Annotated in this window: 25 protein-coding genes; 9 read left to right on the forward strand and 16 right to left on the reverse strand. The window is 57.9% G+C overall.

Going from position 1 to position 23,675, the window contains the following annotated elements; genetic code table 11:
* Window positions 1-112 precede the first annotated feature (112 nt).
* The 8 genes from B3C38_RS03585 to B3C38_RS03620 form a co-directional block, all read right to left on the reverse strand.
* A complete protein-coding gene (locus B3C38_RS03585) occupies window positions 113-1,006 on the reverse strand; it encodes a cation diffusion facilitator family transporter (protein ID WP_286725414.1) in 894 nt (297 codons plus the stop codon).
* A gap of 5 nt (window positions 1,007-1,011) precedes the next feature.
* On the reverse strand, window positions 1,012-1,617 hold the full coding sequence (locus B3C38_RS03590) for a response regulator transcription factor (RefSeq protein ID WP_286725416.1): 606 nt from the start codon (window positions 1,615-1,617) through the stop codon (window positions 1,012-1,014).
* On the reverse strand, window positions 1,614-2,372 hold the full coding sequence (locus tag B3C38_RS03595) for a hemerythrin domain-containing protein (protein ID WP_232045721.1): 759 nt from the start codon (window positions 2,370-2,372) through the stop codon (window positions 1,614-1,616). Before B3C38_RS03595 ends, B3C38_RS03590 begins: the two co-directional genes overlap by 4 nt.
* A gap of 76 nt (window positions 2,373-2,448) precedes the next feature.
* The gene (locus tag B3C38_RS03600; RefSeq protein WP_286725419.1) at window positions 2,449-4,287 is read right to left on the reverse strand and encodes an LTA synthase family protein; all 1,839 of its coding nucleotides are present in this window, start codon (window positions 4,285-4,287) and stop codon (window positions 2,449-2,451) included.
* Between the two features lie 292 nt (window positions 4,288-4,579).
* Window positions 4,580-5,236 carry a uracil phosphoribosyltransferase gene (upp, locus tag B3C38_RS03605; protein ID WP_055202112.1) on the reverse strand — a complete coding sequence of 219 codons (657 nt, stop codon included), beginning with the start codon at window positions 5,234-5,236 and terminating at the stop codon, window positions 4,580-4,582.
* Window positions 5,237-5,254: 18 nt separating this feature from the next.
* Window positions 5,255-6,472, reverse strand: coding sequence for a GTPase HflX (hflX, locus tag B3C38_RS03610; RefSeq protein WP_414630897.1), 1,218 nt, complete (start codon window positions 6,470-6,472; stop codon window positions 5,255-5,257).
* A gap of 170 nt (window positions 6,473-6,642) precedes the next feature.
* Complete coding sequence (locus B3C38_RS03615) at window positions 6,643-7,320, reverse strand: energy transducer TonB (protein ID WP_286725423.1); 678 nt, start codon at window positions 7,318-7,320, stop codon at window positions 6,643-6,645.
* 98 nt (window positions 7,321-7,418) lie between these two features.
* Complete coding sequence (locus B3C38_RS03620; RefSeq protein ID WP_018697007.1) at window positions 7,419-8,102, reverse strand: energy transducer TonB; 684 nt, start codon at window positions 8,100-8,102, stop codon at window positions 7,419-7,421.
* A gap of 158 nt (window positions 8,103-8,260) precedes the next feature.
* Between B3C38_RS03620 and rlmN the strand changes: the two genes are divergently transcribed.
* A complete protein-coding gene (gene rlmN, locus B3C38_RS03625; RefSeq protein WP_286725427.1) occupies window positions 8,261-9,292 on the forward strand; it encodes a 23S rRNA (adenine(2503)-C(2))-methyltransferase RlmN in 1,032 nt (343 codons plus the stop codon).
* Window positions 9,293-9,330: 38 nt separating this feature from the next.
* The gene (locus tag B3C38_RS03630) at window positions 9,331-9,756 is read left to right on the forward strand and encodes a thioredoxin fold domain-containing protein (protein ID WP_286725428.1); all 426 of its coding nucleotides are present in this window, start codon (window positions 9,331-9,333) and stop codon (window positions 9,754-9,756) included.
* Window positions 9,757-9,766: 10 nt separating this feature from the next.
* Here the strand turns inward: B3C38_RS03630 and B3C38_RS03635 are convergent, their stop codons facing one another.
* Genes B3C38_RS03635 through B3C38_RS03655 form a run of 5 tightly spaced genes read right to left on the reverse strand, consistent with a single transcriptional unit; the run spans window position 9,767 to window position 12,663 of the window.
* A complete protein-coding gene (locus B3C38_RS03635; RefSeq protein WP_286725431.1) occupies window positions 9,767-10,096 on the reverse strand; it encodes an HXXEE domain-containing protein in 330 nt (109 codons plus the stop codon).
* Complete coding sequence (locus B3C38_RS03640; protein WP_286725433.1) at window positions 10,060-10,299, reverse strand: HXXEE domain-containing protein; 240 nt, start codon at window positions 10,297-10,299, stop codon at window positions 10,060-10,062. The genes B3C38_RS03635 and B3C38_RS03640 overlap by 37 nt, the downstream gene beginning before the upstream one ends.
* Window positions 10,300-10,305: 6 nt before the next feature.
* A complete protein-coding gene (locus B3C38_RS03645) occupies window positions 10,306-10,929 on the reverse strand; it encodes a 16S rRNA (guanine(527)-N(7))-methyltransferase RsmG (protein ID WP_286725435.1) in 624 nt (207 codons plus the stop codon).
* Between the two features lie 25 nt (window positions 10,930-10,954).
* Entirely contained in the window at window positions 10,955-11,518 is a 564-nt protein-coding gene (locus B3C38_RS03650) for an RNA polymerase sigma factor (protein WP_055202095.1), read from the reverse strand.
* Window positions 11,509-12,663, reverse strand: coding sequence for a glycosyltransferase (locus B3C38_RS03655; protein ID WP_286725439.1), 1,155 nt, complete (start codon window positions 12,661-12,663; stop codon window positions 11,509-11,511). The genes B3C38_RS03650 and B3C38_RS03655 overlap by 10 nt, the downstream gene beginning before the upstream one ends.
* Before the next feature lie 91 nt (window positions 12,664-12,754).
* Between B3C38_RS03655 and tgt the strand changes: the two genes are divergently transcribed.
* From tgt to B3C38_RS03690, 7 genes are all read left to right on the forward strand, one after another.
* Window positions 12,755-13,885: a tRNA guanosine(34) transglycosylase Tgt gene (gene tgt, locus B3C38_RS03660; protein WP_286725440.1), complete on the forward strand. Its 1,131-nt coding sequence runs from the start codon at window positions 12,755-12,757 to the stop codon at window positions 13,883-13,885.
* A 36-nt stretch (window positions 13,886-13,921) separates the two neighbouring features.
* A complete protein-coding gene (locus tag B3C38_RS03665) occupies window positions 13,922-14,794 on the forward strand; it encodes a hypothetical protein (protein ID WP_286725441.1) in 873 nt (290 codons plus the stop codon).
* Between the two features lie 11 nt (window positions 14,795-14,805).
* A complete protein-coding gene (locus tag B3C38_RS03670; protein ID WP_055202093.1) occupies window positions 14,806-15,909 on the forward strand; it encodes an LptF/LptG family permease in 1,104 nt (367 codons plus the stop codon).
* A 1-nt stretch (window position 15,910) separates the two neighbouring features.
* Window positions 15,911-16,984 carry an aminofutalosine synthase MqnE gene (gene mqnE, locus B3C38_RS03675; RefSeq protein WP_055202091.1) on the forward strand — a complete coding sequence of 358 codons (1,074 nt, stop codon included), beginning with the start codon at window positions 15,911-15,913 and terminating at the stop codon, window positions 16,982-16,984.
* Between the two features lie 12 nt (window positions 16,985-16,996).
* Window positions 16,997-17,971, forward strand: coding sequence for a PASTA domain-containing protein (locus B3C38_RS03680; RefSeq protein WP_055210165.1), 975 nt, complete (start codon window positions 16,997-16,999; stop codon window positions 17,969-17,971).
* Window positions 17,971-19,062: an RluA family pseudouridine synthase gene (locus B3C38_RS03685; RefSeq protein WP_286725447.1), complete on the forward strand. Its 1,092-nt coding sequence runs from the start codon at window positions 17,971-17,973 to the stop codon at window positions 19,060-19,062. Before B3C38_RS03680 ends, B3C38_RS03685 begins: the two co-directional genes overlap by 1 nt.
* Window positions 19,063-19,229: 167 nt before the next feature.
* Window positions 19,230-20,972, forward strand: a complete 1,743-nt coding sequence (locus B3C38_RS03690; RefSeq protein WP_286725448.1) for a YgiQ family radical SAM protein — start codon at window positions 19,230-19,232, stop codon at window positions 20,970-20,972.
* A 29-nt stretch (window positions 20,973-21,001) separates the two neighbouring features.
* Here the strand turns inward: B3C38_RS03690 and B3C38_RS03695 are convergent, their stop codons facing one another.
* The 3 genes from B3C38_RS03695 to B3C38_RS03705 form a co-directional block, all read right to left on the reverse strand.
* On the reverse strand, window positions 21,002-22,042 hold the full coding sequence (locus B3C38_RS03695; protein ID WP_286725449.1) for an acyltransferase family protein: 1,041 nt from the start codon (window positions 22,040-22,042) through the stop codon (window positions 21,002-21,004).
* A 323-nt stretch (window positions 22,043-22,365) separates the two neighbouring features.
* Entirely contained in the window at window positions 22,366-22,530 is a 165-nt protein-coding gene (locus B3C38_RS03700; protein ID WP_286725450.1) for a hypothetical protein, read from the reverse strand.
* A 36-nt stretch (window positions 22,531-22,566) separates the two neighbouring features.
* Entirely contained in the window at window positions 22,567-23,637 is a 1,071-nt protein-coding gene (locus tag B3C38_RS03705; protein WP_286725452.1) for a nucleotidyltransferase domain-containing protein, read from the reverse strand.
* Window positions 23,638-23,675 lie beyond the last annotated feature (38 nt).

Here is a 23,675-nt window from a genome sequence, read left to right on the forward strand (position 1 = left end):
ACCTTTCCGGGTCGGATTGTTTTTTCAGACAGCATACGTGCCCCCGCAGGGCGGAAAAACCGGAGGAACCCGCAAAAGGCAGGCACACAGTCCCTCCCGGCCGGTCGCGCGATCAGTCGCACGTCCCGGGGCAATGTTCGGCCGAAGATTCGAATTCGAGCGTCACATGATGGATCCCGGCCGTTTCCAGCTCCGCTTTGAGCTGTCTCTTGACCGTTTCCATACGGGGCGGCTCTGCCAACACGACATGCGCCGTAAGGGCATTTTCGGTAGTGCTGATCGCCCAGACATGGATGTGGTGCACGGCCTTGACACCCGGCACGGCCTCCATCGTCTTTTCCACCTCGTCGATGCGGATACCCACGGGAACGCCGTCGAGCGACAGACGCAGGCTGTCGCGCGTCAGCGACCAGACCGATGCCACGATCACGGCGGCAACGACAAGCCCGACGACGGGGTCTACGATCGTCCATCCCGTCCACGAGATCACGACACCCGACACCAGCACCCCCACCGACACCAGCGCATCGGCGGCCATATGCAAATAAGCCCCTTTCACGTTCAGGTCTTTGTCCTTATCCTTCATGAAAAGCCAGGCCGTAAAGCCGTTGATTACGACCCCGACGCCGGCCGTCCAGGCAATGGCTCCGCCCTCGACGGGTGCCGGATGCAGCATCCGCCCCACGCTCTCGGCAACGATGACCCCCACGGCGACGAGCAGGATCACGGAGTTGAGCAGCGAAATGAGCACCGTGCTCTTCTTATAGCCGTAGGTATACCGGGGCGTAGCATGGGCCTGTGCAAGGCGGAAAGCCAGCATGGCCAGCAGCAGGCTCGCCACGTCGGAAAGGTTGTGCCCGGCATCTGACAGCAGCCCCATCGACCCGTAATAGAGCCCGACGGCGAATTCGACGACAACGAATGCCACGTTGAGCGCAATGCCGAGGATAAAGGCTTTGTTGAGCGACGTGACCGTATGGTCGTGATGATGGTGTTCGTGTGCCATAACCGTTATATTTCGGCGATCGTATCCCGGATGTCCGAGAGATCGACCAGTTTGTTGACAATGGCGTAGATCGTAAGCCCTGCCGGAGAGTGTATCTGCAACTTGGCCACGATGTTGCGCCGATGTGTGATGACCGTATGGGTCGAGATGCAGAGTGCATCGGCTATCTGCTTGTTGGTCATTCCCTTGACGATGCAGACGACGATCTCGCGTTCGCGGGCGCTCAACGGTTCCTGGCGCTCTTCACGGGGTGCATCGCCGACCGGTTGCATGATCTTTTCGCGCAGCGTCTCGACCGGGTCGTAGACCGAAAGCACCTCATCATAGGCATTGAGCATAGCAGCGTCCGTCACAGCCATTTGCAACGCAATACAGCGCAGGCCCTCGCAACCGGTTTGCATCCTCAGTTGCTGCGGCGTACAGAACCCCAGCGAAGCCGGGTTGACGACCAGCACGTCGGGGCGATAGCGCGACAACTGTGCGGTGAGCTGCGAAATATCGGCGATTTCGAGGATATCGACGTCGGGGGCCGGCAGGCGGCGCAGCACGGCGATGATGCCGCAGCGCAGGATGGCCGAAGGCTCGGCGACGGCGAGTTTCAACGCCTTCATCGACGGCCTCCTTTCTTGGGGGCGGGTTGCCTCGGAGGCATGTCCCCGGGCTGTGCGCCCGATGCCCGGCCTCGCGTTCCTGTCTGCTCTTCGAGCCGCTTGATTGCCGGAATGAACAGACGATCCTCGATATCGTTGTGCGACGCCAGGTCGCGCTCGCAGGTGAAGATGTCAAAAAGCACGCCGTTCAGTTCGTTGGTGCTACCCGAGGGGTAATAACGGATGATGATCCGCTTCAGTTCGGCGAGTTTCGCCTCGACCTGGTCGTGGTGCCGGCGGAATATGTCGATCGAATAACCCTCGGGATGCTCCCCCCGGAGCAACCCTTCGACATAGGGGAAAACCTTTTGTTCCTCGTAGTCCATGTGCTTGTGCACTTCGGCGACGTACTCGTCGAAGAACCGCAGGATGGCGAAAGCCACGTCGTTATGACTGCAATCGATCGCCTCGATCAGCTTGCGGCGGATGGCCGGAAGCCGGAAATCGAGAAAATAGACATGCGAATTGCGCAGGTAGCCGACGAGCGCAGCCACCGAGATCGTCTCCGGGTCGGGAGCCTTGTCGTCGGAGTGCATGTTGACGACAGCCAGGAAAGTAGCCGTATCAACCCCGCTGTCGAGGCAGACCTCGCCGATGGTCTTGTCACCGAAACCCAATGCGATACCGAAGCGGCTCATGATAAGCAGCACGGGATAGCGGTCGCAAACCAGGTCGCACATGCGGTCGTCGGAATTGTATCGCCCTATTCTATACATAATATGTTCTATATCTGCAAAAATAACGAATTACCGCACACCGCGCAATACCTAATTTCAGGTATTTGTCCCGGAATCAGCGGTTTCCGATGTCGACATAGGTTGTCTGAAGCATCGTGCGGCCGATATCCAGCAGGCCGGGCGCGGTCTCGCTGACGGCCTTGCCGCTCGTAGCGTCCCACACGGCCTCCCCCGAGGCATCGACCACGCCGAAACCGTCGTTGAACGTATAGTAAGCGAATTTGCGGGGGGGGGTCGGGGCGAAAATATCCTTGCTGTAATCGAAATCCGAATGGTCGATCCCCAGCTGCCCGAGGATCGTGGCGCAGATGTCGATCTGCGAGGCGTAGGTATCGACCACACGCGGTGCAGCGACGGCGCCGCCCAGCCAGATCATCGGGATGCGGTGGCGCAGCGGTTCGTTATAAGAGAGGCTGCGCGGCCACGGATAGCCGTGGTCGGCGACCAGCACCAGAAGCAGATTGTCCCATGCCGGCGAAGCCTTCAGTTTGTCGACCATACGGCCGACGCACTCGTCGGAAAAGGCGAAGGCGTTGAGTTCCTTGTCGTCGAACTTCGAGAACGGCACGTCGAACGGGCGATGGCTGCTCAATGTCAGCATGCCGGCCAGGAACGGCTCGCCCTTCCCGCTCAGGGCGATCACGCGGTCGGCGAACCAGTCGCACATCACCGCGTCGTCATAGCCCCAGTCGGCCGGCGGGGTATCGAAGCGCAGGTCTTTCTGCCACGTGAGCTGCTGCCAGCCCGTAGCGTACATGTACGAAGCCTGGTTGGTGAAGTTCAGGTCGCCGCCATAGGAGAAGCAGGTGGCATACCCCGCGCCGGAGAGCGAACGCGCCAGCGAGGGCAGGTTACGGCTCTTGGCCGGGAGCTTCATGATCGACATGCGGGTCTGGGCAGGGAATCCGCTCAGGATAGCCACCTCGCCCCGGTCGGTGCGGAACGAGTTGGCGAAGAAATTTTCGAACCAGATGCCTTCGCCCTTCAGGCGCTGCATGTTGGGCATGACGGGCAGGCCGCCGACATCGGCATCCATGACCGTACGGGCGAAACTTTCGAGAATGACCACCACGACATTGGGGCGCGGGGTCGTCAGCACCCGCTCGGGAGCGGCGGCGGAAGGGTTGTTCCCGCGCAAGGGGGCAAACCGTTCCTCGCGTCCGGCCTCGTCGAAGAAGGGGTATTCGGCGGCATAGTCGGTATGATCGCCGAGGCTCGTGAGGAACGAAAAGACCGGGTTGGTCGCCGCATGATTCAGAAACATGTTCGCACTGAAATAGGCCTTCGACACATTGGCGACCGAAGCCCCCAGCCCGCCGCGGATGGCGAGGAAATCGCACCCGGCGAGCAGCAGCAGGACAAGGCTCCACAGCAGCGCCGCACGCCGGCGGAGCGGCTCCCCGTCGAACAGGCGGCAGACGAGGCGGTAGACCCAGACCATGAGCGCCGCGTAGGCGACGGCCAGCAGGGTCTGGCGCACCCCAAGCCAGAAATCGACGCTCGCCATGGCTTCCCGGGGGTCGGTAAGGTAAATCAGGATCGTTGCATCGAGGCGGAAGCCCCAATGCTGGTATAACTCGACATCGACGGCGAAGATGACCGCCGTGACGGTTGCGACCAACACGAAATAGCCTGTCAGCACCCGCCGCCATATTCTCCCGGGCAGCCGCACCCACAGCGACACAAGGGTCAGCAGCAACGGCAGTGCGGTGACATACCCGGCGACGGTGCTGTCGAGCGTCAGCCCGTGCCACACGACGCCCAGCCATTCGCCGACGGAAGCCTGCGCGGCATCGGCCGCATAGTAGGCCAGGAAAACGGGTTTCTGGACGGCCATCAGCAGAACGGTCGCACAGAACACCGCTAAAACAAAAGCTATCTTCTTCTTTACCATGCGCACATCTTAAATTGGCGGTTATACCTATCAAAGTGCCGGAACCCGCCGAAAGCCCGCCCCGGCAGGGCACATCCGTTCCGAACAGACGGCCACAGGAAGCAGCGGATCGGATTTTTCCACCGCAAGAAACCGACACCGGCTCCTCCGCCATACGGAGCAGAGGTTCGTTTGTCGGTCGACACCGGGTTCTCCGCCCCCTACCGCAGGGCTTGAGGTCGGCGGCACCCCCGACACCGGGATTTTCCGAGACAGATCGGTGCCGGATGAATCCGGCACAGGGATGCCGGGGTCAGACCTTCTCGCCGTAGGCCAGGTCACCGGCATCGCCGATACCCGGGACGATATAGCAGCGCGAGGTCAACTCCTCGTCGACGGCGGCCGCCCAGACCGTGGTGGTTTTGCGCGGCATATTCTTCTGCACGTAGTCGATCCCCTGTTCGCTGGCAATCACAGCCGCAACGTGCGTATATTTGGGCGTACCACCCTTCTCGCACAAGGCCTTATAGGCCAGCACGAGCGAAGAGCCCGTGGCGAGCATCGGATCGACCAGCAACAAGACCTTGCCTTCGAGGTCGCCGCACGAGATATACTCGACCTTGACCGTAAACTTGCCGTCTTTCGTACTTTTACGGTAAGCCGAAACAAAAGCGTTCTCGGCATCGTCGAAGTAGTTCAGGAATCCCTGGTGGTAAGGCAGCCCGGCCCGCAGGATCGTCGCTACGACGACCTGGTCGTCGATCAGCCCGACCTCCGCTTCGCCCAGCGGCGTCTCGACGACACGGGGCGAATAGGCGAGCTCCTTTGAGATCTCGTAGGCCGTGATTTCCCCGATACGCTCCAGGTTACGACGGAAACGCATCGAATCCTTCTGCACCGACTTATCGCGGATCTGTGCGATGAACTTGTTGAGGACGGTGTCCTGTTTGCTCAAAATATGCAAGGTCATAGGTATGAAGTTTGGTTGTCAATAGAGGAAGTTGTTGAAGGGGTAACGCCCGGCATGGATCTCGCGTACCATCCCGTAGAGATCCGAACGGAATTTCTCGATGTTGGTCTTGGCAAGCGCCGAAAGGAAAATGCAGGGGGTATTTGCCCGGGCGATCCAGCTCTTTTTCAGGTCGTCGAGCGACAGGTTCTCGCGCGTGGCGGGCGTGAGGTCGTCCTCGTCCTTCCTGACATAGGTATAGGCATCGACCTTGTTGAAGACCAGGTAAACGGGTTTGTCGCCCGCGCCGATATCCTGCAGGGTCTGTTTCACCACGTCGATCTGCTCTTCGAACTGCGGATGCGAGATGTCGACCACATGCACCAGCAGGTCGGCTTCGCGCACCTCGTCGAGCGTCGATTTGAACGACTCGATCAGCTCGGTGGGCAGTTTGCGGATGAATCCCACGGTATCGGACAGCAGGAACGGGAGGTTGTCGAAAACCACCTTGCGCACCGTCGTGTCGAGTGTCGCAAAGAGTTTGTTCTCGGCAAAGACCTCGCTTTTGGAGATCAGGTTCATCAACGTGGACTTGCCCACGTTGGTATAGCCTACCAGCGCCACACGCACCATCGAACCACGGTTCGAACGCTGCACGGCCATCTGACGGTCGATTTTCTGCAAATCCTCCTTGAGTTTGGAGATCCGGTTGCGGATGATACGGCGGTCGGTCTCGATCTCTCGCTCACCCGCACCGCCGCGGGTTCCGGTACCGCCGCGCTGCCGTTCGAGGTGAGTCCACATGCCCGAAAGGCGGGGCAGCATATATTCGTAGTTGGCCAGCTGCACCTGCGTCTTGGCATAGGCCGTCTGCGCCCGCGACATGAAGATGTCGAGGATCAGGCGCGTACGGTCGAGGATGCGGCAGGGCATGGCCTTTTCGATATTGCGCGTCTGCGACGGGGAGAGCTCGTCGTCGAAAATCGCCACGTCGATCTGCTGTTCCTTGCAGTATCCGGCAATCTCGTCCAACTTGCCGGGGCCGACGTATATGCGGGCCGAAGGCTGCGGCAACCGCTGCGTAAAGCGTTTCACACTCACGATATCGGCCGTTTCGGCCAGGAATTCGAGTTCGTCGAGGAACTCTTCGGCCTGCCGCGGATCCTGGTTGTCGCGGACAACGGCGACCATCACGGCGCGCTCCCGGCAATCGGAGACAGCCTCGGGGCCCGGAGTTATATTTTTATTCTCAGTCAAAGTCGTACACTTAATTTTAAACGGTTACAGCGTGCGCATGTTGCGGCACGAAAGGCGCTCCCTGCGGGGAGCAAACATTATGCTACAAAAAGGGTATCCTGCTTTCGGCGGATACCCTGTTCATTAAATTGTCATGCAGAACATTCTCAACTCAAACCACATACGTCCGGTCAGTTCTGTACGCGAAAATCGACCGGGAGCGTGTATTTGACACGCACAGCCTGGTTACGCTGCTTGCCGGGACTCCATTTCGGCGACTTGTTGAGCACGCGGATGGCTTCTTCGGCAAGCGACCGGTCGGGCGACTGCAACACCTCGATATTGGTCAGGCGACCGTCCTTGTCAATTACAAACGAAAGAACGACACGACCCTGAATCTGGTTTTCGAGGGCGAGCTGCGGGAACTTGACGTTCTGCATCACCCACGTCCGGAACGTATTGAGGTCTCCGTCCTGAAACGATGGCATCGTCTCGGCGGTAATGAAAATCGTGTCGTCCGCGAAATCCTCGTCCTTGGCCGGCGGCACAATTTCGACAATCGCATCCGGATCGAACTCCTCGAACGTGAGATCTGTCTGCACGAACCGGTGATTGGGAATGACCTCAATCAACTGGGAAAGGGCCTTTACCTCGACCTTCTGGGGTTTCTGTTTGGGCAGGTCGGTCGTGACCGGGACAATATCGACATCGACGGGCATAACATTCACTGCGACTTTCTGGATCCTGTACTCGTCCGGCGTATAGGTAAATGCGACAATGACCAGGGACAATGCCACGACCAAACCGATCTCCAATAAAAGGCCTCTCTTATTCCTAAGATCTGCCTTGAATGATTTTTTAATCTCCATATCAATCAGAATTAGGTGGTTAGTACGCGAATCCAGTGCAGCGTATGTATCGTCGGGATTCCGGGTCGCTGCCGCCGGAATCCCCTCACCGTCCCGGCTTAGTTCTGCACGCGGAAGTCAACGGGCAGGGTGTACTTTACACGTACAACCTGGTTACGCTGCTTGCCGGGGCTCCACTTCGGCGACTTGTTCAGCACGCGGATGGCCTCTTCGGAAAGCGACCGGTCGGGCGTCTGCAACACCTGGATGTTGGTCAGGCGTCCGTCCTTCTCGATCACGAACGAAAGAACCACACGGCCCTGGATGCCGTTTTCGAGGGCGATCTGCGGGAACTTGACGTTCTGCTGAACCCACGTACGGAAGGTATTAAGGTCACCTCCCTGGAACGAAGGCATCGTCTCGGCGATCAGGAACGGCTGGTCGTCCTCGATGGTCTCCTCGACCACGTCGACCTGCTGGATCACCTCGGTGTTCTCGTCGAATTCGGCAAAGTCCACCTCGGTCGTGATCTTCGTGTCGTTGGTCACCACCTGCAACAGGTCGGCGATCACCTTCACCTCGACCTTCTTGGGAGGTTCGGGCGGCTTCTGATCCTGACGGGTAATCTCGGTAATTTCTTCTTCGACCGGGCCGTAGTTCAAGTCCGGCTTTTCGATCCGGTACTCCTTCGGTGTGTAGGCAAAAGCCGCAATAACCAGGATAAGGGCTACGACAAGTCCGATTTCAAGCAAAAGACCCCGCTTGTTCTGAAGGTCTGCTTTGGGTGATTTCTTGATTTCCATTTATTTTAAATTTAATTGTTCGGCAATGATAAATCGCACATAGGCATGCTATGCACCACAAATATATGGATAAAAATTCAAAAATGCGCCATTCGGCACGAAAATCTTTATTTTTTGCCTACTTTTGCGGGGTAAAAGATCACATCGGAGATTGATAAATGGCCGTTTCGGAACCACTATACGGGAAAAACCCTGCGGAGCTCGCCGCCCTCTGCGCCGAGACAGGTCTGCCGCGTTTCGCGGCACGACAGCTCGCCCGCTGGCTCTATGCGAAGCACATCGAAGACCCGATGCTGATGACCGACATCCCGGCCGCCCGGCGCACCCTGCTGGCCGAACGGTTCCGGCAGGTGCTGGCCCCGCCCGAACGGGTCACCGAATCGGCCGATGGCACGAAGAAATACCTCTTCCGCACACAACAGGGAGCCTACATCGAATCGGCCTATATTCCCGACGGCGACAGGGCCACGCTCTGCGTCTCGTCGCAGGCCGGGTGCCGCATGGGGTGTAAATTCTGCGCCACGGGGCGGCAGGGGCTGCAACACTCGCTTACGGCGGCCGAAATCCTCAACCAGATCGTCTCCCTGCCCGAACGCGACACGCTGACGAACGTAGTTTTCATGGGCATGGGCGAACCGCTGGACAATACGGACAACGTGCTCAGGGCGCTCGACATCCTCACGGCGGAGTGGGGCTTCGGCTGGTCGCCCACGCGCATCACGCTCTCCACGGCAGGCGTCGTCCCCGAGTTGCGGCGGTTGCTCGACAGCACGAAGGTGCACCTGGCCGTGAGCCTGCACAACCCCTTCCACGAGGAGCGGGCAGCCATCATGCCCGTCGAACGGGCATGGCCGGTCGCCGAGGTCGCGGCAATCCTGCGCCGATACGACTTCACGCACCAGCGCCGCGTATCGTTCGAATACATCGTCATGAGCGGGCTGAACGACTCGCCGCGGCATATCCGCGAACTGTGCCGCCTGCTGGACGGCATCAAGTGCCGCATCAACCTGATCCGGTTCCATAAAATCCCCGGGTCACCCTATTTCTCGCCGGACGACGCAGCCATGGTGCGTTTGCGCGACACGCTGACGGCCAAGGGCATACAAACCACGATCCGGGCTTCGCGCGGGGAGGACATCCAGGCGGCCTGCGGGTTGCTGAGCACCTCGGCGCTCGAAGGCGGGCAATAGCGCACGGTTCTTGCACGTTATACGGAAAACGAATCCGCATGAAAAAACTGATCTTCATACTGATGCTGGCACTCGCAGCGGGCGCCGCACAGGCACAGGTAAAATTCGAAACAAAATCGACCGACGCCGTCCGGGAGATGGCGGTCAAAACCGGGAAACTGGTCTTCATCGACCTCTACGCCACGTGGTGTCCGCCCTGCCGCACGATGGAACGGGAGGTTTTCTCACGCAAGGACGTGGGGGATTTCATGGAACGGCATTTCGTGGCCGCCAAATACGACGTGGACAAAACCACGGGCAAGGAACTGCTCAAACGCTACGGAAGCGGGGCGATCCCGCTCTACCTGGTCTTCGACACGCAGGGCGAACTGCTGGGGCGCATACAGGGGGCGGCCAAGCCCGACAAATTCATGGCCGACCTGCAAACGATCCTCGACAGACAGCAGCCCAAACAGGGAAAGTAATCACCTGGGCTCATGCATCGTCTGGCGGCGCCGCCAGACGATGCACGAGCCAGAGATTGACCGCGGCGACGGCACATCCCGCCATCCCGCATAACACGAACTCCCGGAGCGAAAAGGCCCGGGAGTTTATCATGATGCACAGTCCCCGGCCACAGCAGGCCAGGCACGGCAGCGACGTCGCAATGACGGGGACATAGCGTCCCACGGCAGCCCACTGCCCGAGATGGATCAGCAGGTGCATCCCGAACGCAAGGAACAGGGCCAGCCACGGATAATAACAGCCGGCAAGGGCCGCACAGGCCGTTACCGCCACCAGCAAAACCAGTTCTTCGGCAGCCATGGCGGCAAACCGCAAGGGGGGGGGGAGATCCCGTCGAAATGCAGGAGCATGCGGCGGGCGAGCTGCGGAAAACGCCGCACCAGCAACTCCCGGTTGCGGCGAAGCCACGGCGGAAGAAAGAGCACCTCCTCGGCATCGTGGAGCAGGAACATCGCGGGCAGCGACCACAACAGCCACCCGGGAAAGAGCGCGCCGCCTGCCATACAGATTTATTTTTTAGGGATATAGACCACTTTCTTGGTCTCAAAGAACTCCTCTCCGAAGAACCGCGGAATATCGTAGATATACCAGCGCATACCGGTCTGCGCCAGTTCTTCGGCCAGGTCGCCGCCCTTGAGGTAGAGGATGCCGTTCGGAAGCGAGCCTTTCTGTCCCTTCCCGATTTTCGCCCAGATCCATCCGACGAACTCCGGCATTGCCGTGACGGCACGCGAAACGACATAATCGTAGCGTTCCTGCAGCGTCTCGACCCGCACGCAGCGGGGATCGAGGTTCCGCAGCCCGAGCCCGGCGGCGACGCCCCCGACGACCGTGATCTTCTTGCGGATGGAATCGGCGGCGGTGAAATGCGCCTCGGGAAAGAGAATCGCCAGCGGTACCGAAGGAAAGCCGCCGCCGCACCCCACGTCGAGGATACGGGCACCGGCATCGAACGTACAGACCTTGGCAATGGCGAGCGAATGCAGCACATGGCGCAGGTAGAGCTGGTCGAAATCCTTGCGCGAGACGACGTTGATCTTGGCGTTCCAGTCGGCGTAAAGGCCGTACAGGGCGGAGAACTGCTGCCGCTGCAATTCCGTCAGGCCGGGGAAATATTTGTCGATAAGTTCCATGCGGATCGGTTTTTCCGGGGGGGGGTCAGTTTTTCTCGCCTTCGGTTATCAGGCGGCACATCTGTTCGCGGGCACGGTGTATCTGCGTCTTGACGGTGCCGAGCGGCAATTTGAGGTTGGCGGCGATCTCTTCGTAAGAGTATTCGTCGAAGAACCGCATGACGATCAGCGTCCGGTAGCGCGGGGCGAGGCGTTCGAGGTAATGCTCGATCTGCGTCCGCTGCTGCATGCTGATGACGCTCTCTTCGGGCGTCGGAGTCGTCGACGGAGGCGAGGAGAAACGTTCGTCGATCGACAGGTCGTCCTGGCGGCGCCGCACGAAGTCGATGAACGTATTGCGGGCGATGGTGTAAACCCACTGCCCGAAGGTATAGGCGGTACTGTAACGGTGCAGGTTGATGTAGACCTTGATAAACGTCTCCTGCAGCAGGTCGTCGGCATCGTTGACACCCCCCAGCCGCTGTACGAAAAGACGGTGGATCGCATCGCGGTAACGGTTGAACAGGTATTCGAAGGCCCTGTCGTCGCCTTCGAGCACGAGTTCCACCAGGCGCCGGTCTTCGGCGACGATATAGTCGGCTATCTCCATACGCGGTCATCTCGTCGCAGCAGCAGCACCCCGAGCAGGAACGCCCACAGCGGACTGAGCAGGTCGTAAACAAAATAACGGCCGGCCATGCCCGCCTCTCCCAGGCGGCGTGCGATGCGTCGCACCTGAATCGCCACGAGCAGGTAGCGACCCAGCACCAGCACGAGGGCCGCGATCTTGTATTCGAACGGCATCACCGCCAGCGCACAGGCGGCCGTGATGAAAAAAAGCGCCCGCGACCCCAGTTCCCACTGGATGTAATTCTTCACCTGCTGCGGATAGAACGCGAATGCCGAACCGTAATAACGCAACTGCCCCATCCACCAGCGCATACCGCCCCACATTTTCTCGCGCAACGTCGCACGCGGCGAGAGAATCACGCTCACATTATCGTGCGTCATGACCTTCTGCATGTAGAGGTCGTCCTCGCCGATATTCATGTTGAGATGGCTGAACCCCTTGGAGCCGAAATAGATGTTCTTCGTAAACCCGATGTTGTGGAGCGTTCCCCGGTAAGGGTTTCGGCGCACGGCACGGGCGATCCAGTCGGCGGAGTGCATCATGCGCCAAGCGCGCATCATGTAGTTCGCAAAGCCTTTCCTGCGCTCCACGCCGCAGTAACCCACAACGATCTCGCCCCGCGTAAAGCCCTTGGCCATCAATGCCAGCCAGCGGTCGGTCTGGGGGACGGCATCGGTCGAAGTGAAGACCATGCACTCGTAGTGCGCCGACTTGATGCCCACGTTGAGCGCCATCTTGCGCGAGATGGGAAAGCGGGGATCGAGGTGAATCTTGGTCGTCACGATTTGGGGGAACGACTGTTTCAGCCGCACTAGCTCCTCGTAGAAATCGGAATCGTGGCCGACGTAGACGATCACCACCTCGAAATCGGGGTAGTTCTGCGCCAGGATCAGCGGCAGCCGCTCCTCGACGAACGAATAGTCCTCCGAGAAGAGCGGGATAACGACCGACACCTGGGGATCGGCCTCCAGCACGGCCGGGCGGCGGTTATTCTTGTAGCCGGGGATACGGCCGTAAACGAAAATATAGTAGTACAACTGCACGCCGAACATGGCGAGCACGGCCCCTGCGAGGGCAATGCCTTCCCAGCCGTAGCATGTCAGAATAGTATCGAAAAATTGCATACAGGCGAAATATGTGCAAAGGTACAAAACAATTCAGAATTCAGAATTCCCAAATCAGATTATTTTATGTATTTTTGCCGAATATATGAGCATGAAGTTTACATTACAGCATAAGGATCCGGCGTCCAAAGCCCGCGCGGGCGAACTGGCGACAGACCACGGCGTCATCCGCACCCCGATTTTCATGCCTGTGGGTACAGCCGCCACGGTCAAAGGCATTTTCCACCGCGACGTGCGCGACGAGGCCCGGGCGCAGATCATCCTGGCGAACACCTACCACCTCTACATGCGCCCCGGCATGGAGATCATCGAAAAGGCGGGGGGCGTACACCGTTTCTCGACCTGGGAAGGGCCGATGCTCACCGACAGCGGCGGCTTCCAGGTCTTCTCGCTCGCAGCTTGCCGCAAGCTCAAGGAGGAGGGATGCCATTTCCGATCGCATATCGACGGTTCGAAACACCTCTTCACCCCCGAAAGCGTCGTGGACACCGAGCGCACGATCGGCGCCGACATCATGATGGCTTTCGACGAATGCCCCCCGGGCGACGCCCCGCGCGAATACGCGGCCAAATCGCTGGCGCTGACCGAGCGATGGCTGGATCGCTGCTTCGACCGTTACCATCAGACCGAACCCAAATACGGCCACTACCAGGCGCTGTTCCCCATCGTACAGGGATGCACCTACCCCGACCTCCGGGCGCATGCGGCCGAAAACGTGCAACAGTACGGCGCCGACGGGTATGCCATCGGCGGACTGGCGGTCGGCGAACCGACCGAGGTAATGTACGAGATGATCGAAGTGGTCAACGCCATACTGCCCGAAGACCGTCCCCGTTATTTAATGGGCGTGGGCACGCCGGTGAACATCCTCGAAGGGATCGAGCGCGGCGTGGACATGTTCGACTGCGTGATGCCGACGCGCAACGGCCGCAACGGGCAGCTGTTCACGGCCGAAGGCGTCATCAACATCCGCAACAAGAAATGGGAGGACGACTTCTCGCCGATCGACCCCGAGGGCACGGCGTTCGTCGACACGCTCTATACGAAAGCCTACCTGCACCACCTGGTGAAATGCGGCGAAATGCTGGCGGCGCAGATCGCCTCGCTGCACAACATCGCCTTCTACCTGCGGCTGGTGACGATGGCCCGCCAGCACATCGCGGCCGGGGATTTCAAGCCGTGGAAGGAGGCGATGGTCGGCAAACTGATGCGCAGACTGTAAAAGGCTTTTATCAAACAACCAAACGAAAAAAAGATTATGAAAAGATCAATTCAAGTCATCCTGTTCGGGTTGTGGGTCTTGCTGGCCAGCCCGTCCTGTTCGGAGAACAAACCGGCGGCGGCATCTCCTGCGGTTGGGGTTTGGGCTGATAAGGACTGCGAACTGTTCCGTTCAAAACGCTTCGCGCTGCTATTCGAGCGCAATGACAGCATAACAACCTCCCTCCTGCAACTCACGGACGCCACGGACACCGTGTTATTGGGTAAAACCGTATTCACGCCCGACACGGTGCTCATGCAGTATATCTGGACACCCGGAGAAGCACGACAATCCGCCGATTTGGGAACCGTGCAGCCCGACGGACGGCTGCGTATCGTGGTAGACGGTCGGGAACGAATGCTCGAAAAAGTGGAAAACTTTGAGGTCGTCGCACCCTACGAGATGCTGAAAGCCTCGCCGTTGGAGATCGGCTCCTGCATCCAGCAATGGTGCTTGGGCACGAGATGCCACTGCGAAAACGGAACCGTCAGCTTCCAAGCGGGAACCAACCGGCACAGTTATACGTTCAATATCGAGCCGGGATTCGTCTATTGCCGAGCCGCCCGCCTGCGGTTTAACGACCACGGCGGACTTTTCGCACAGAACGTCCGTATGATGGACAACTCGCGGGAGCACACCGCCTACATGGCCCCCGACAACCGCGCCGAGAGCGCCGAACCGCTGAAAATTGACAACACGAAATTCAGTCCCGACCAGTGTGTCTTCGACGAGGACGGCATCTACTGGTCGTTTATCCGGTTCGAAGGCAATACGGCCGTTATCCACGGCTGCGGAGAGTTGTACAGGTTCGCACGGCCTGCGATCGACGATCCGGATCAAACCGAATGGATCGCATTCGAAAAATATTGACAACCGAAAAGATGAAGCTGCGTTTTCCGGGGTTTAAGATCTTAGACCGCTACATACTGGGGAAATTCCTCGCGACCTACTTCTTCGCCATCGCGATGATTATCGTCGTGGTCGTACTGTTCGACTACGTGGAGAAGATCGACGACTTCACGGAACTGCACGCCCCGCTCAACGAGGTGATCTTCGACTACTACCTGAATTTCATCCCGTTCTTCATCAACCAGTTCAGCGGACTGTTCACCTTCATCGCCTGCATCTTCTTCACCTCGAAGATGGCCTACCAGACCGAGATCGTCGCCATGCTCTCGGGCGGCATGTCGTTCCGCCGCCTGATGTGGCCCTATTTCCTCGGGGCGCTGATCATCGGCAGCCTTTCGCTGACGCTGAACCTCTGGCTGATACCCATTTCGCAGCGGCACATCGTCAATTTCGAGTCGCAGTACATAAAACGCAAGCAGAACGCCAAGTTCAACCGCCACATCTACCGGCAGATCGAGCCGGGGACGTTCGCCTACATCCGCGGTTACAACGACGGTTCGCAGCAGGCGTCGTTCCTCGCGCTGGAGGAGTATTACAGCGGCACGATGACCCGCTCGCTCGAAGCGGCCGACGTGAAATTCAACCCCGAGACCAAACGCTGGACGGCACCGCGCTACACCAAGCGCGAATTCGACTCGCTGGGCATCGAGAAATTCGAGCAGTTCCGCAACCTCGACACGCTCATCAACCTCGAAGTGGCCGAGCTGGGCGAGATCAACGACCTGATACAGACCATGAACATTACGGAACTGAACGAGTTCCTCGACCAGCAGCGCGCCAAGGGTTCAGATTCGATCAACATCATCGAGGTAGAGAAGCACGCCCGCTTCGCCTATCCGCTCTCGACCTTCATCCTGACGCTGATCGGCGTCTCGCTCTCCTCGCGCAAGGTGCGGGGCGGAACGGGACTCCATATCGGCATCGGCACGGGGCTCTGTTTCTCGTACATCCTCTTCAACCGCTTCTTCGAGGAGTTCGCCAAGAGCGGCACCCTGCCGCCCGGGCTGGCCGTATGGCTACCCAATATCATCTACCTGTTCATCGCCATCTACCTCTACCGGAAAGCCCCGAAATAACATGCGACACATCGACGACATAGCCGCCAAAGTGCGCCGCGCAGAGCGCATCGACGACGCCGAAGCCGCACGGCTCTGGCGCGAGGCCCCGCTGTGGCTGCTGGGCGAACTGGCAACCGCAGCCAAACAGCGCGTAAGCGGCGACAAGGTTTATTACAACCGCAATTTCCACATCGAGCCGACGAACCGCTGCGTCTTCAACTGCCGGTTCTGCTCCTACCGGCGTCCGGCGGGCGACCCCGAAGCGTGGGACTATACGATGGACGAAATCGAACAAATCGCCCGCGAACGGCAGGGGAAAGGCATCACCGAAGTGCATATCGTAGGCGGGGTACACCCCGACCACGGGCTGGATTACTACACCGACATGATCCGCCGCGTGAAAGCCATATTGCCCGGGGCGGCCGTCAAGGCATTTACGGCGATCGAACTGTCATACATGATCCGCAAGGCGGGACTGACGACGGAGGAAGGGTTGCGGCAGCTCAAGCAGGCCGGGATGGACGCCATACCGGGCGGAGGGGCGGAGATATTCGACGAGCGGATCCGGCAGCGGATATGCCCCGAGAAGGGCTCGACGGCCGAATGGCTCGGAGTACACGAGGCGGCACACCGGCTCGGCATCCCGACCAACGCCACGATCCTCTACGGGCATGTCGAGGAACTCCGCCACCGCATCAACCACCTGCGGCGCCTCAGGGAACTGCAAGACCTCACAGGCGGGTTCAACGCCTTCATCCCGCTCAAATACCGCAATTTCGGCAACCCGATGTCCGAAATCGGCGAAGTGTCGGTGATCGAAGACCTGCGGATGCTGGCCATGAGCCGGATCTACCTGGACAACATACCCCACATCAAGGCTTACTGGGTGATGTACGGCAAGGCAACGACCGAACTGGCATTGGCGTTCGGCGCCGACGACATCGACGGCACGATCGACGACACGACGAGGATCTACTCGATGGCCGGGGCCGAAGACCGGAAGCCTTCGATGAGCATCGGCGACATGCACCGCATCGTCCGGGCGGCCGGCTACCGCGCCGTGGAACGCGACACCTTCTATAACGAAATATAACCCTACCCCGCAATGGAGAAACTGGCATATTACTGGAAACGGCTCCGGCAAAACCGACTGGCATACAACCTCGTACTGATCGGGGCGATCATCCTGGCGATGGCCGTCGCGGCCCATATCGTCATGCAGGTCGGCACGCGCCACGGCGCCCGCCGCACGGTGCCCGACTTTTCGGGCGTGAAGCTCGACCAGGCACAGCGCATGGCCCGCAAGTACGACCTCAAGCTGCACATCAACGACTCGCTGTTCGTGCCGGCTTACGAAGGGGGCATCGTCCTCGACCAGCTGCCCGAAGGGGGCGTGGAGGTCAAGCCCGGCCGTACGGTCTACATCACGATCAACTCCTTCCGCCAGAAGATGGTGCCCGTGCCCTATGTGGCGGGGCGTTCGCTGCGGCAGGCCAAGAACATGCTGGAGATCGCGGGGCTGGAGATCGACGAGCTGGTCTACCGCGCCGACATGGCGACCAACTACGTACTGGACGAATACTGCGACGGCCGCCCCGTAGCGGCGACGAGCAAGATCGAGGCCGAGCTGGGCTCGGGCGTGACGCTCTATGTGGGCGTCGAAGGCGGCTACGGCACGACGGTCGTACCGCGCCTGGTCGGGTTCCCGCTCAAGGAGGCCAAGGGCCGCCTGTGGGAACTGGGGCTCAACGTCGGCAAGGTGGATTTCGACGAAGGGATCAACCTCCTGAACCAGAAGGATGCCCGTGTCTATATCCAGCATCCCACGGCCGAGCGGAGCGCCGGTCTGGGCTCGCGCGTCGACCTCAGGCTGACGCTCGACGAGAAGAAACTCGCCCAACATCGCGCCATAGCCGAAAAACAGGCGAAGGAGGCGGCCGAGGAGCGTCTGCAATCCGAACGCGAACATGCGGATTCGCTGGCTCAGGCGGAGTTCGAACGGGCGGCGGCAGGCACCGCAGAGGAACAGCCGGCAGACGAGCCTGCAGCAGCCGGAAACGACGAAGGATTTTTCGACTGATGGCCGACGAACGCTACATAGAGGAGGATCCCGAACTCGACCAGGGATCGGAAGCCACGGAAGAGGACGGCGAGGGAGCCGGGCTGTATGAGCACTTTGCGGTCGTAGCCGACAAGGGGCAAACCCCGCTGCGGCTGGACAAGTTCCTGACCGTACGCATGGAGAAATGCTCGCGCAACCGTATCCAGGCGGCTGCCGACTGCGGCAACATCCTCGTGAACGGCAAGCCCGCGAAATCGAGCTACAAGGTCAAGCCGCTCGACCGTATCCAGATCGTGATGCCCTACCCGCGGCGCGAAGTGGAGATCATCCCCGAAGATATCCCGCTCGAAATTCCCTACGAGGACGACGACCTGCTGATCGTCAACAAGCCCGCCGGGCTGGTGGTGCATCCCGGGCACGGAAATTACAGCGGTACGCTCGTAAACGCACTCACGTACCACCTGCGCAACCTGCCCCTGTTCCAGGAGGGCGACATGCGCGCCGGGCTGGTGCACCGCATCGACAAGAACACGTCGGGGCTGCTCGTGGTGGCCAAGAACGAACAGGCGCACGCACGGCTGGCCAAGCAGTTCTTCGACCATACGATCCAGCGCCGTTACGTGGCACTCGTGTGGGGCAATTTCGACCAGGACGAGGGGACGATCACGGGCAACATCGGCCGCAGCCCCCGCGACCGGCAGAAGATGTTCGTATTCGAAGACGGATCGGACGGCAAGCACGCCGTGACCCACTGGCGGGTGCTGAAGCGTTACGGCTATGTGACGCTGGTCGAATGCCGGCTCGAAACGGGCCGCACGCACCAGATACGCGTCCACATGTCATGGCAGGGGCATCCGCTCTTCAACGACGAACGCTATGGCGGCGACCGCATCCTGAAAGGCACGACCTTCTCGAAATACAGGCAATTCGTCGAAAACTGCTTCGCCATACTGCCCCGCCATGCACTGCACGCGCGGTCACTCGGGTTCGTACACCCGATGACCCGCGAAACGGTGTATTTCGAGAGCGAACTGCCCTCCGATTTCCGTGCGCTGCTCGAAAAATGGGAAACCTACGCAGCGGCATCGAAAGAGACGGATAACGGATAAACGGCACGGCAGCGGACTGACTTACGGCAATACGGAGGGCCGCACCTGCGGCTTCCCAAAACGGCAAACGCCCCGAAAAGCAGGCATAAAACGCCAGTCCGCCCCCTGCAAACACATGGATACAGACCGGAATTACTCCGGGACAAAATAAAAAAACTCACCGCACCTTGTTTTTACCGACCACGATAAAGGAAGTCCGCGCACGCGGGTGGGAGCAGTTGGACGTCATCCTCTTTTCGGGCGACGCCTACATCGACCATCCGGCATTCGGCGCGGCAGTGATCGGCCGCCTGCTCGAAGCCGAAGGCTACCGCGTGGCCATCGTGCCGCAACCCAACTGGCGGGACGACCTGCGCGACTTCACCAAGTTGGGCACGCCGAAGCTCTTCTTCGGCATCACGGCCGGGTCGATGGATTCGATGGTCAACCACTATACGGCCAACATCCGCCTCAGGAGCAACGACGCCTACACGCCCGGCGGCAAAGCGGGGTTCCGCCCCGACTATGCCGTGACGACCTATACGCAGATACTCAAGCGGCTGTTCCCGCACGTCCCGGTAGTGGTCGGGGGAATCGAAGCCTCGCTGCGGCGGCTGACGCACTATGACTACTGGAGCGACTCGCTCAAACCTTCGGTGCTGGCCGAAAGCGGCGCCGATCTATTGATCTACGGCATGGGCGAACGGGTCGTACAGCAGGTCGCCCGGGCACTGCGCAACGGATACAATGCCAAGTTGCTGCGCAAACTGCGGCAAGTGGCGTTCATGGCCGGCAAAGATTATGTGGAGCGGCTCGATCCGGCGGAGACGATCCGGCTGCACTCCTACGAGGAGTGCGCGCGCGACAAACGGGCTTTCGGGGAGAATTTCACGGTCATCGAGACCCAGAGCAACCTGATGGAACCGACAGCGACGCTGGTCGAGGCCGTCGGCGACCGCTACGTGGTCGTCACGCCGCCCAATACGACGCTCACGACCGAAGAGCTCGACCACTCGTTCGACCTGCCTTACGAACGGGCCCCGCACCCGCGTTATAACGGCAAAGGGGATATCCCGGCGTGGGAGATGATCAAGCACTCGGTCAACATCCACCGGGGATGCTTCGGCGGCTGTTCGTTCTGCACCATATCGGCTCACCAGGGCAAATTCATCAACTCGCGCAGCGAGCGCTCGATCCTCGACGAGGTGCGGCGAATCGCCTCGATGCCCGGCTTCAGGGGTTACCTCTCGGACGTCGGTGCGCCGTCGGCCAACATGTACCGCATGGGCGGGCGCGACAAGGAATTGTGCCGCAGGTGCCGCCGTCCGTCGTGCCTGCACCCGAAGATGTGCCCAAACCTGGACAACGACCACCGGCCGCTGTTGGCTTTGTACGAAAAGATCCGAGCCGTGAAGGGCATCAAAAAGGCCTTTGTCGGCAGCGGCATCCGTTACGACCTGTTCGACGACAGCCCTTACCTCGCCACGGTCATGAAACACCACACCTCGGGACGTCTGAAGGTCGCCCCCGAACACACCGAAGACGCCGTGCTGAAACTGATGCGCAAGCCTCCGTTCGCACTTTTCGAGCAATTGAACGCCGATTTCCAGCATATCTGCCGCCGCGAGGGACTGCCCTACCAGCTGATCCCTTACTTTATCTCGTCACACCCGGGCTGCACCGAACGCGACATGCGCTCGCTGTCGGCAAAAGTGCTCGGCAAGCTCCATTTCAATCTCGAACAGGTACAGGATCTCACCCCGACGCCGATGACCCTTTCGTCGGTGATGTTCTACACCGGGGAGAACCCCTATACACATGAAAAAGTCTACGTCGCCCGAACGCAGGAGGAGAAACGGCGGCAGAAGGGTTATTTCTTCAATGAAAAGCCCTCATCAAAAACATTTCAAAAGTACAGGCGCAGAAACTAACATTTACCTCACAAACAATATATTCCCGGTCAATACAAGTTTTTCAAAACAGCATAACAATCTGAATATCTTATAATCATATAGCTCAGAATATTAGCCGCGACGATAGTAATTACAAAATTGGCAAAATCAATCCCAAACGGCAGGTATTTGGTAAGAACGCCGCACATAAAAATAATCGGGAACTGAGAAAAGTAACATATTATAGAACATTTTCTCATATAAGATGTACGTTTGGAATCTATATTGACTTTGGCAATTAAACAAAGTTGGAAAAAGCAATATGCAAACGGAATGAGCATAAAATAATAATCATTTTCTTTTATCGAATTAAAATGATATAAAAGTCCCGTTTCCACAAACTCCAATATTCCGAAACCGATCAAACCAATAACATAATAACGAAGTTTCGCTCGATGCTGATTTTCAGCAATGATTTTACCGATAACAAAGAAAATAAAGGCAGAAAAGAACGAATGGGCAGGTGATGGCATAACAATGCTTAAAACTTGGTTCATAACCATAAGGCATTCATTGTCTGCCGCAAAACCATAATATGTAGAATTCAATAAACTGACACAATACAAACACACCCCGACAACGATCAGGGCCGTGTTATTGAATTTCAATTTCAAAGACAAAAAATATAACAACACAACGGAATGGAGACTCGCAAACACATACCATGCACCAGGAAGCGCCCCATTCCATATCAAATCTTTACAAAAAGATAATAACTTCATCTCCCAAGGCCCTGGCGCACTATAAAATTTTATATAAATCACATACACGAAAAGCAAAACAAACCAAGAGAAATACAATATGAATAATCTTTTTATGTATTTACTCCAATTCCGTTTCTTGAAAAAGAAATAAGAACTCGACACAAAAAAGAAAGGAAGAGCATTCCTCAATATTGTATATGTGAAAGTATAAAGCCATGAATCTTGTGCAGCTCCCAGAGGATTCGTATGAATCATAATAACCATTACTGCAGCAATGTATTTTGTCAAATCGACAAAAGGGTATGATCTCTTTATTTCATGGGGGGGGGAAATTGTCATTGACATAACTTATTATAGCATTAAGGGCGTATTATCTAAAAATCCAACTGTTTTATCTATCAGAAATGACACGCAAAGATAATAAATTGCACCATAAAAAGTATCTCCAGCTCTTTCCTTAAAACTAGACGATATGCCTGACGCCGGGAATGCGGCACAAGAGAGAAGACCCCAATCATCGCATTGTCGCAGAAAAGCCTGCTCGCGCGACCGTCACGACCGAAACGAGGCAAGCATTATCGCAAACATGGCCGCCGCAAAACACGCATACGGGTGTCGGGCCTGACAATCGAAAGGGGCTGTCTAACAAGTTTTAGACAGCCCCTTGATTATTTTCGATTCGGGCTCCACTTTTCATTAAGGCGATCCAAAAGGCGAGAGATACGCCGCACTTCCCGGCCGTCGTCCTCCGTGACCGGCGTCTGGCGGATAACCCACCGCAGGAAAATATAGAACAGGACGAGGAATACCGCCCAGATGAGCAAATACTTCATATTCCGATTATCCGATGAATATGGGTCAACGGCAACTTACTCCGATTCAGGGGAACGATCGAATAAAACACCAAATACCGATCGTGCCATCTCCCCGAAAAAACTGCGTCCGTATAGTTGCTTGTATTTCCACCGCGACGACAACATATTACAGATCAATAACGGCCGCCTTTTATAGAGGGGCAATCCGCTGACGTGCCTCCTTTGGGCCAACACATCGTCCAACACCCTGTCCAATAAACAGCGGTCAAACGACATACCCGGATTTGCCAAAAAAATTCCCCAGACATCGGCGGCAATGGCATTCAACGTATTCGCAAACCGCGAGAAACCCAGATCGTCGCAAATACTATAAAAACGGATCCAGTCTATCGTGTCCTGTTCAGCCTTGACAAACAAAGCCCAATCGAGCAAATGGCGCAGAGTTATCCCCTCGATCAAGAAATGAAAGAAGCTATGGTAGGTAATATACAGAGCGTTGGCCGTAGGAGACAACGCATAAAACCCGGCATCGCCGAACGGTGCAAAATTCCCCTCTTTTATAGCATTCTGCAGTATTTTCTCCAAGCGTCTGATATCGTTCTTTCCCTTGAACGAGGTCAGATAACGATGATTTTCGAACATGATACCATTCGAATAGATATGGTTATGTTTGTAATCCAGGCCGGAAATCGTCATCCCATGCGACTTCGCGATCTCGTTCCCGATCTCGAATCCTTCCGGCAAAAGAATATCTATATCACCGCATTCGCGCTGTAACGGGACGGGGTAATAGCGGGACAATCCGATTCCTTTAAGCAGGATCAACCGGCATCCGGCATCGGCGCAGAGAGTCGCGAAACGGGCTGCTTCCTGCATCTGCCTCTTTGACCTAGAAACAATCTGCTCCGCCCCATACGCCCATTGCAGTTTCAAACTCCGCGACGGCTGCAAATCCTGCGGCAACCGCCGGACACTTTCCCACATCACAGCCAGAACGCCCTGCTTTGCCGCCTGTCCATATACCAGGTTCCACTCCGAATCGGACAATGCCCTATCGAGGGTCGGATTCTGTGCATTTATCGCGGCAGAAAGCAGTTGCAGCAATATCCGGTCGGAAGATTTCATCGTCATAACATATCATGGATTCCTCCCGGCAACGGGAT

The sequence above is a fragment of the Alistipes sp. UBA1686 genome (genome assembly GCF_002320215.1).
Classification (GTDB): Bacteria; Bacteroidota; Bacteroidia; order Bacteroidales; family Rikenellaceae; genus Alistipes; species Alistipes onderdonkii.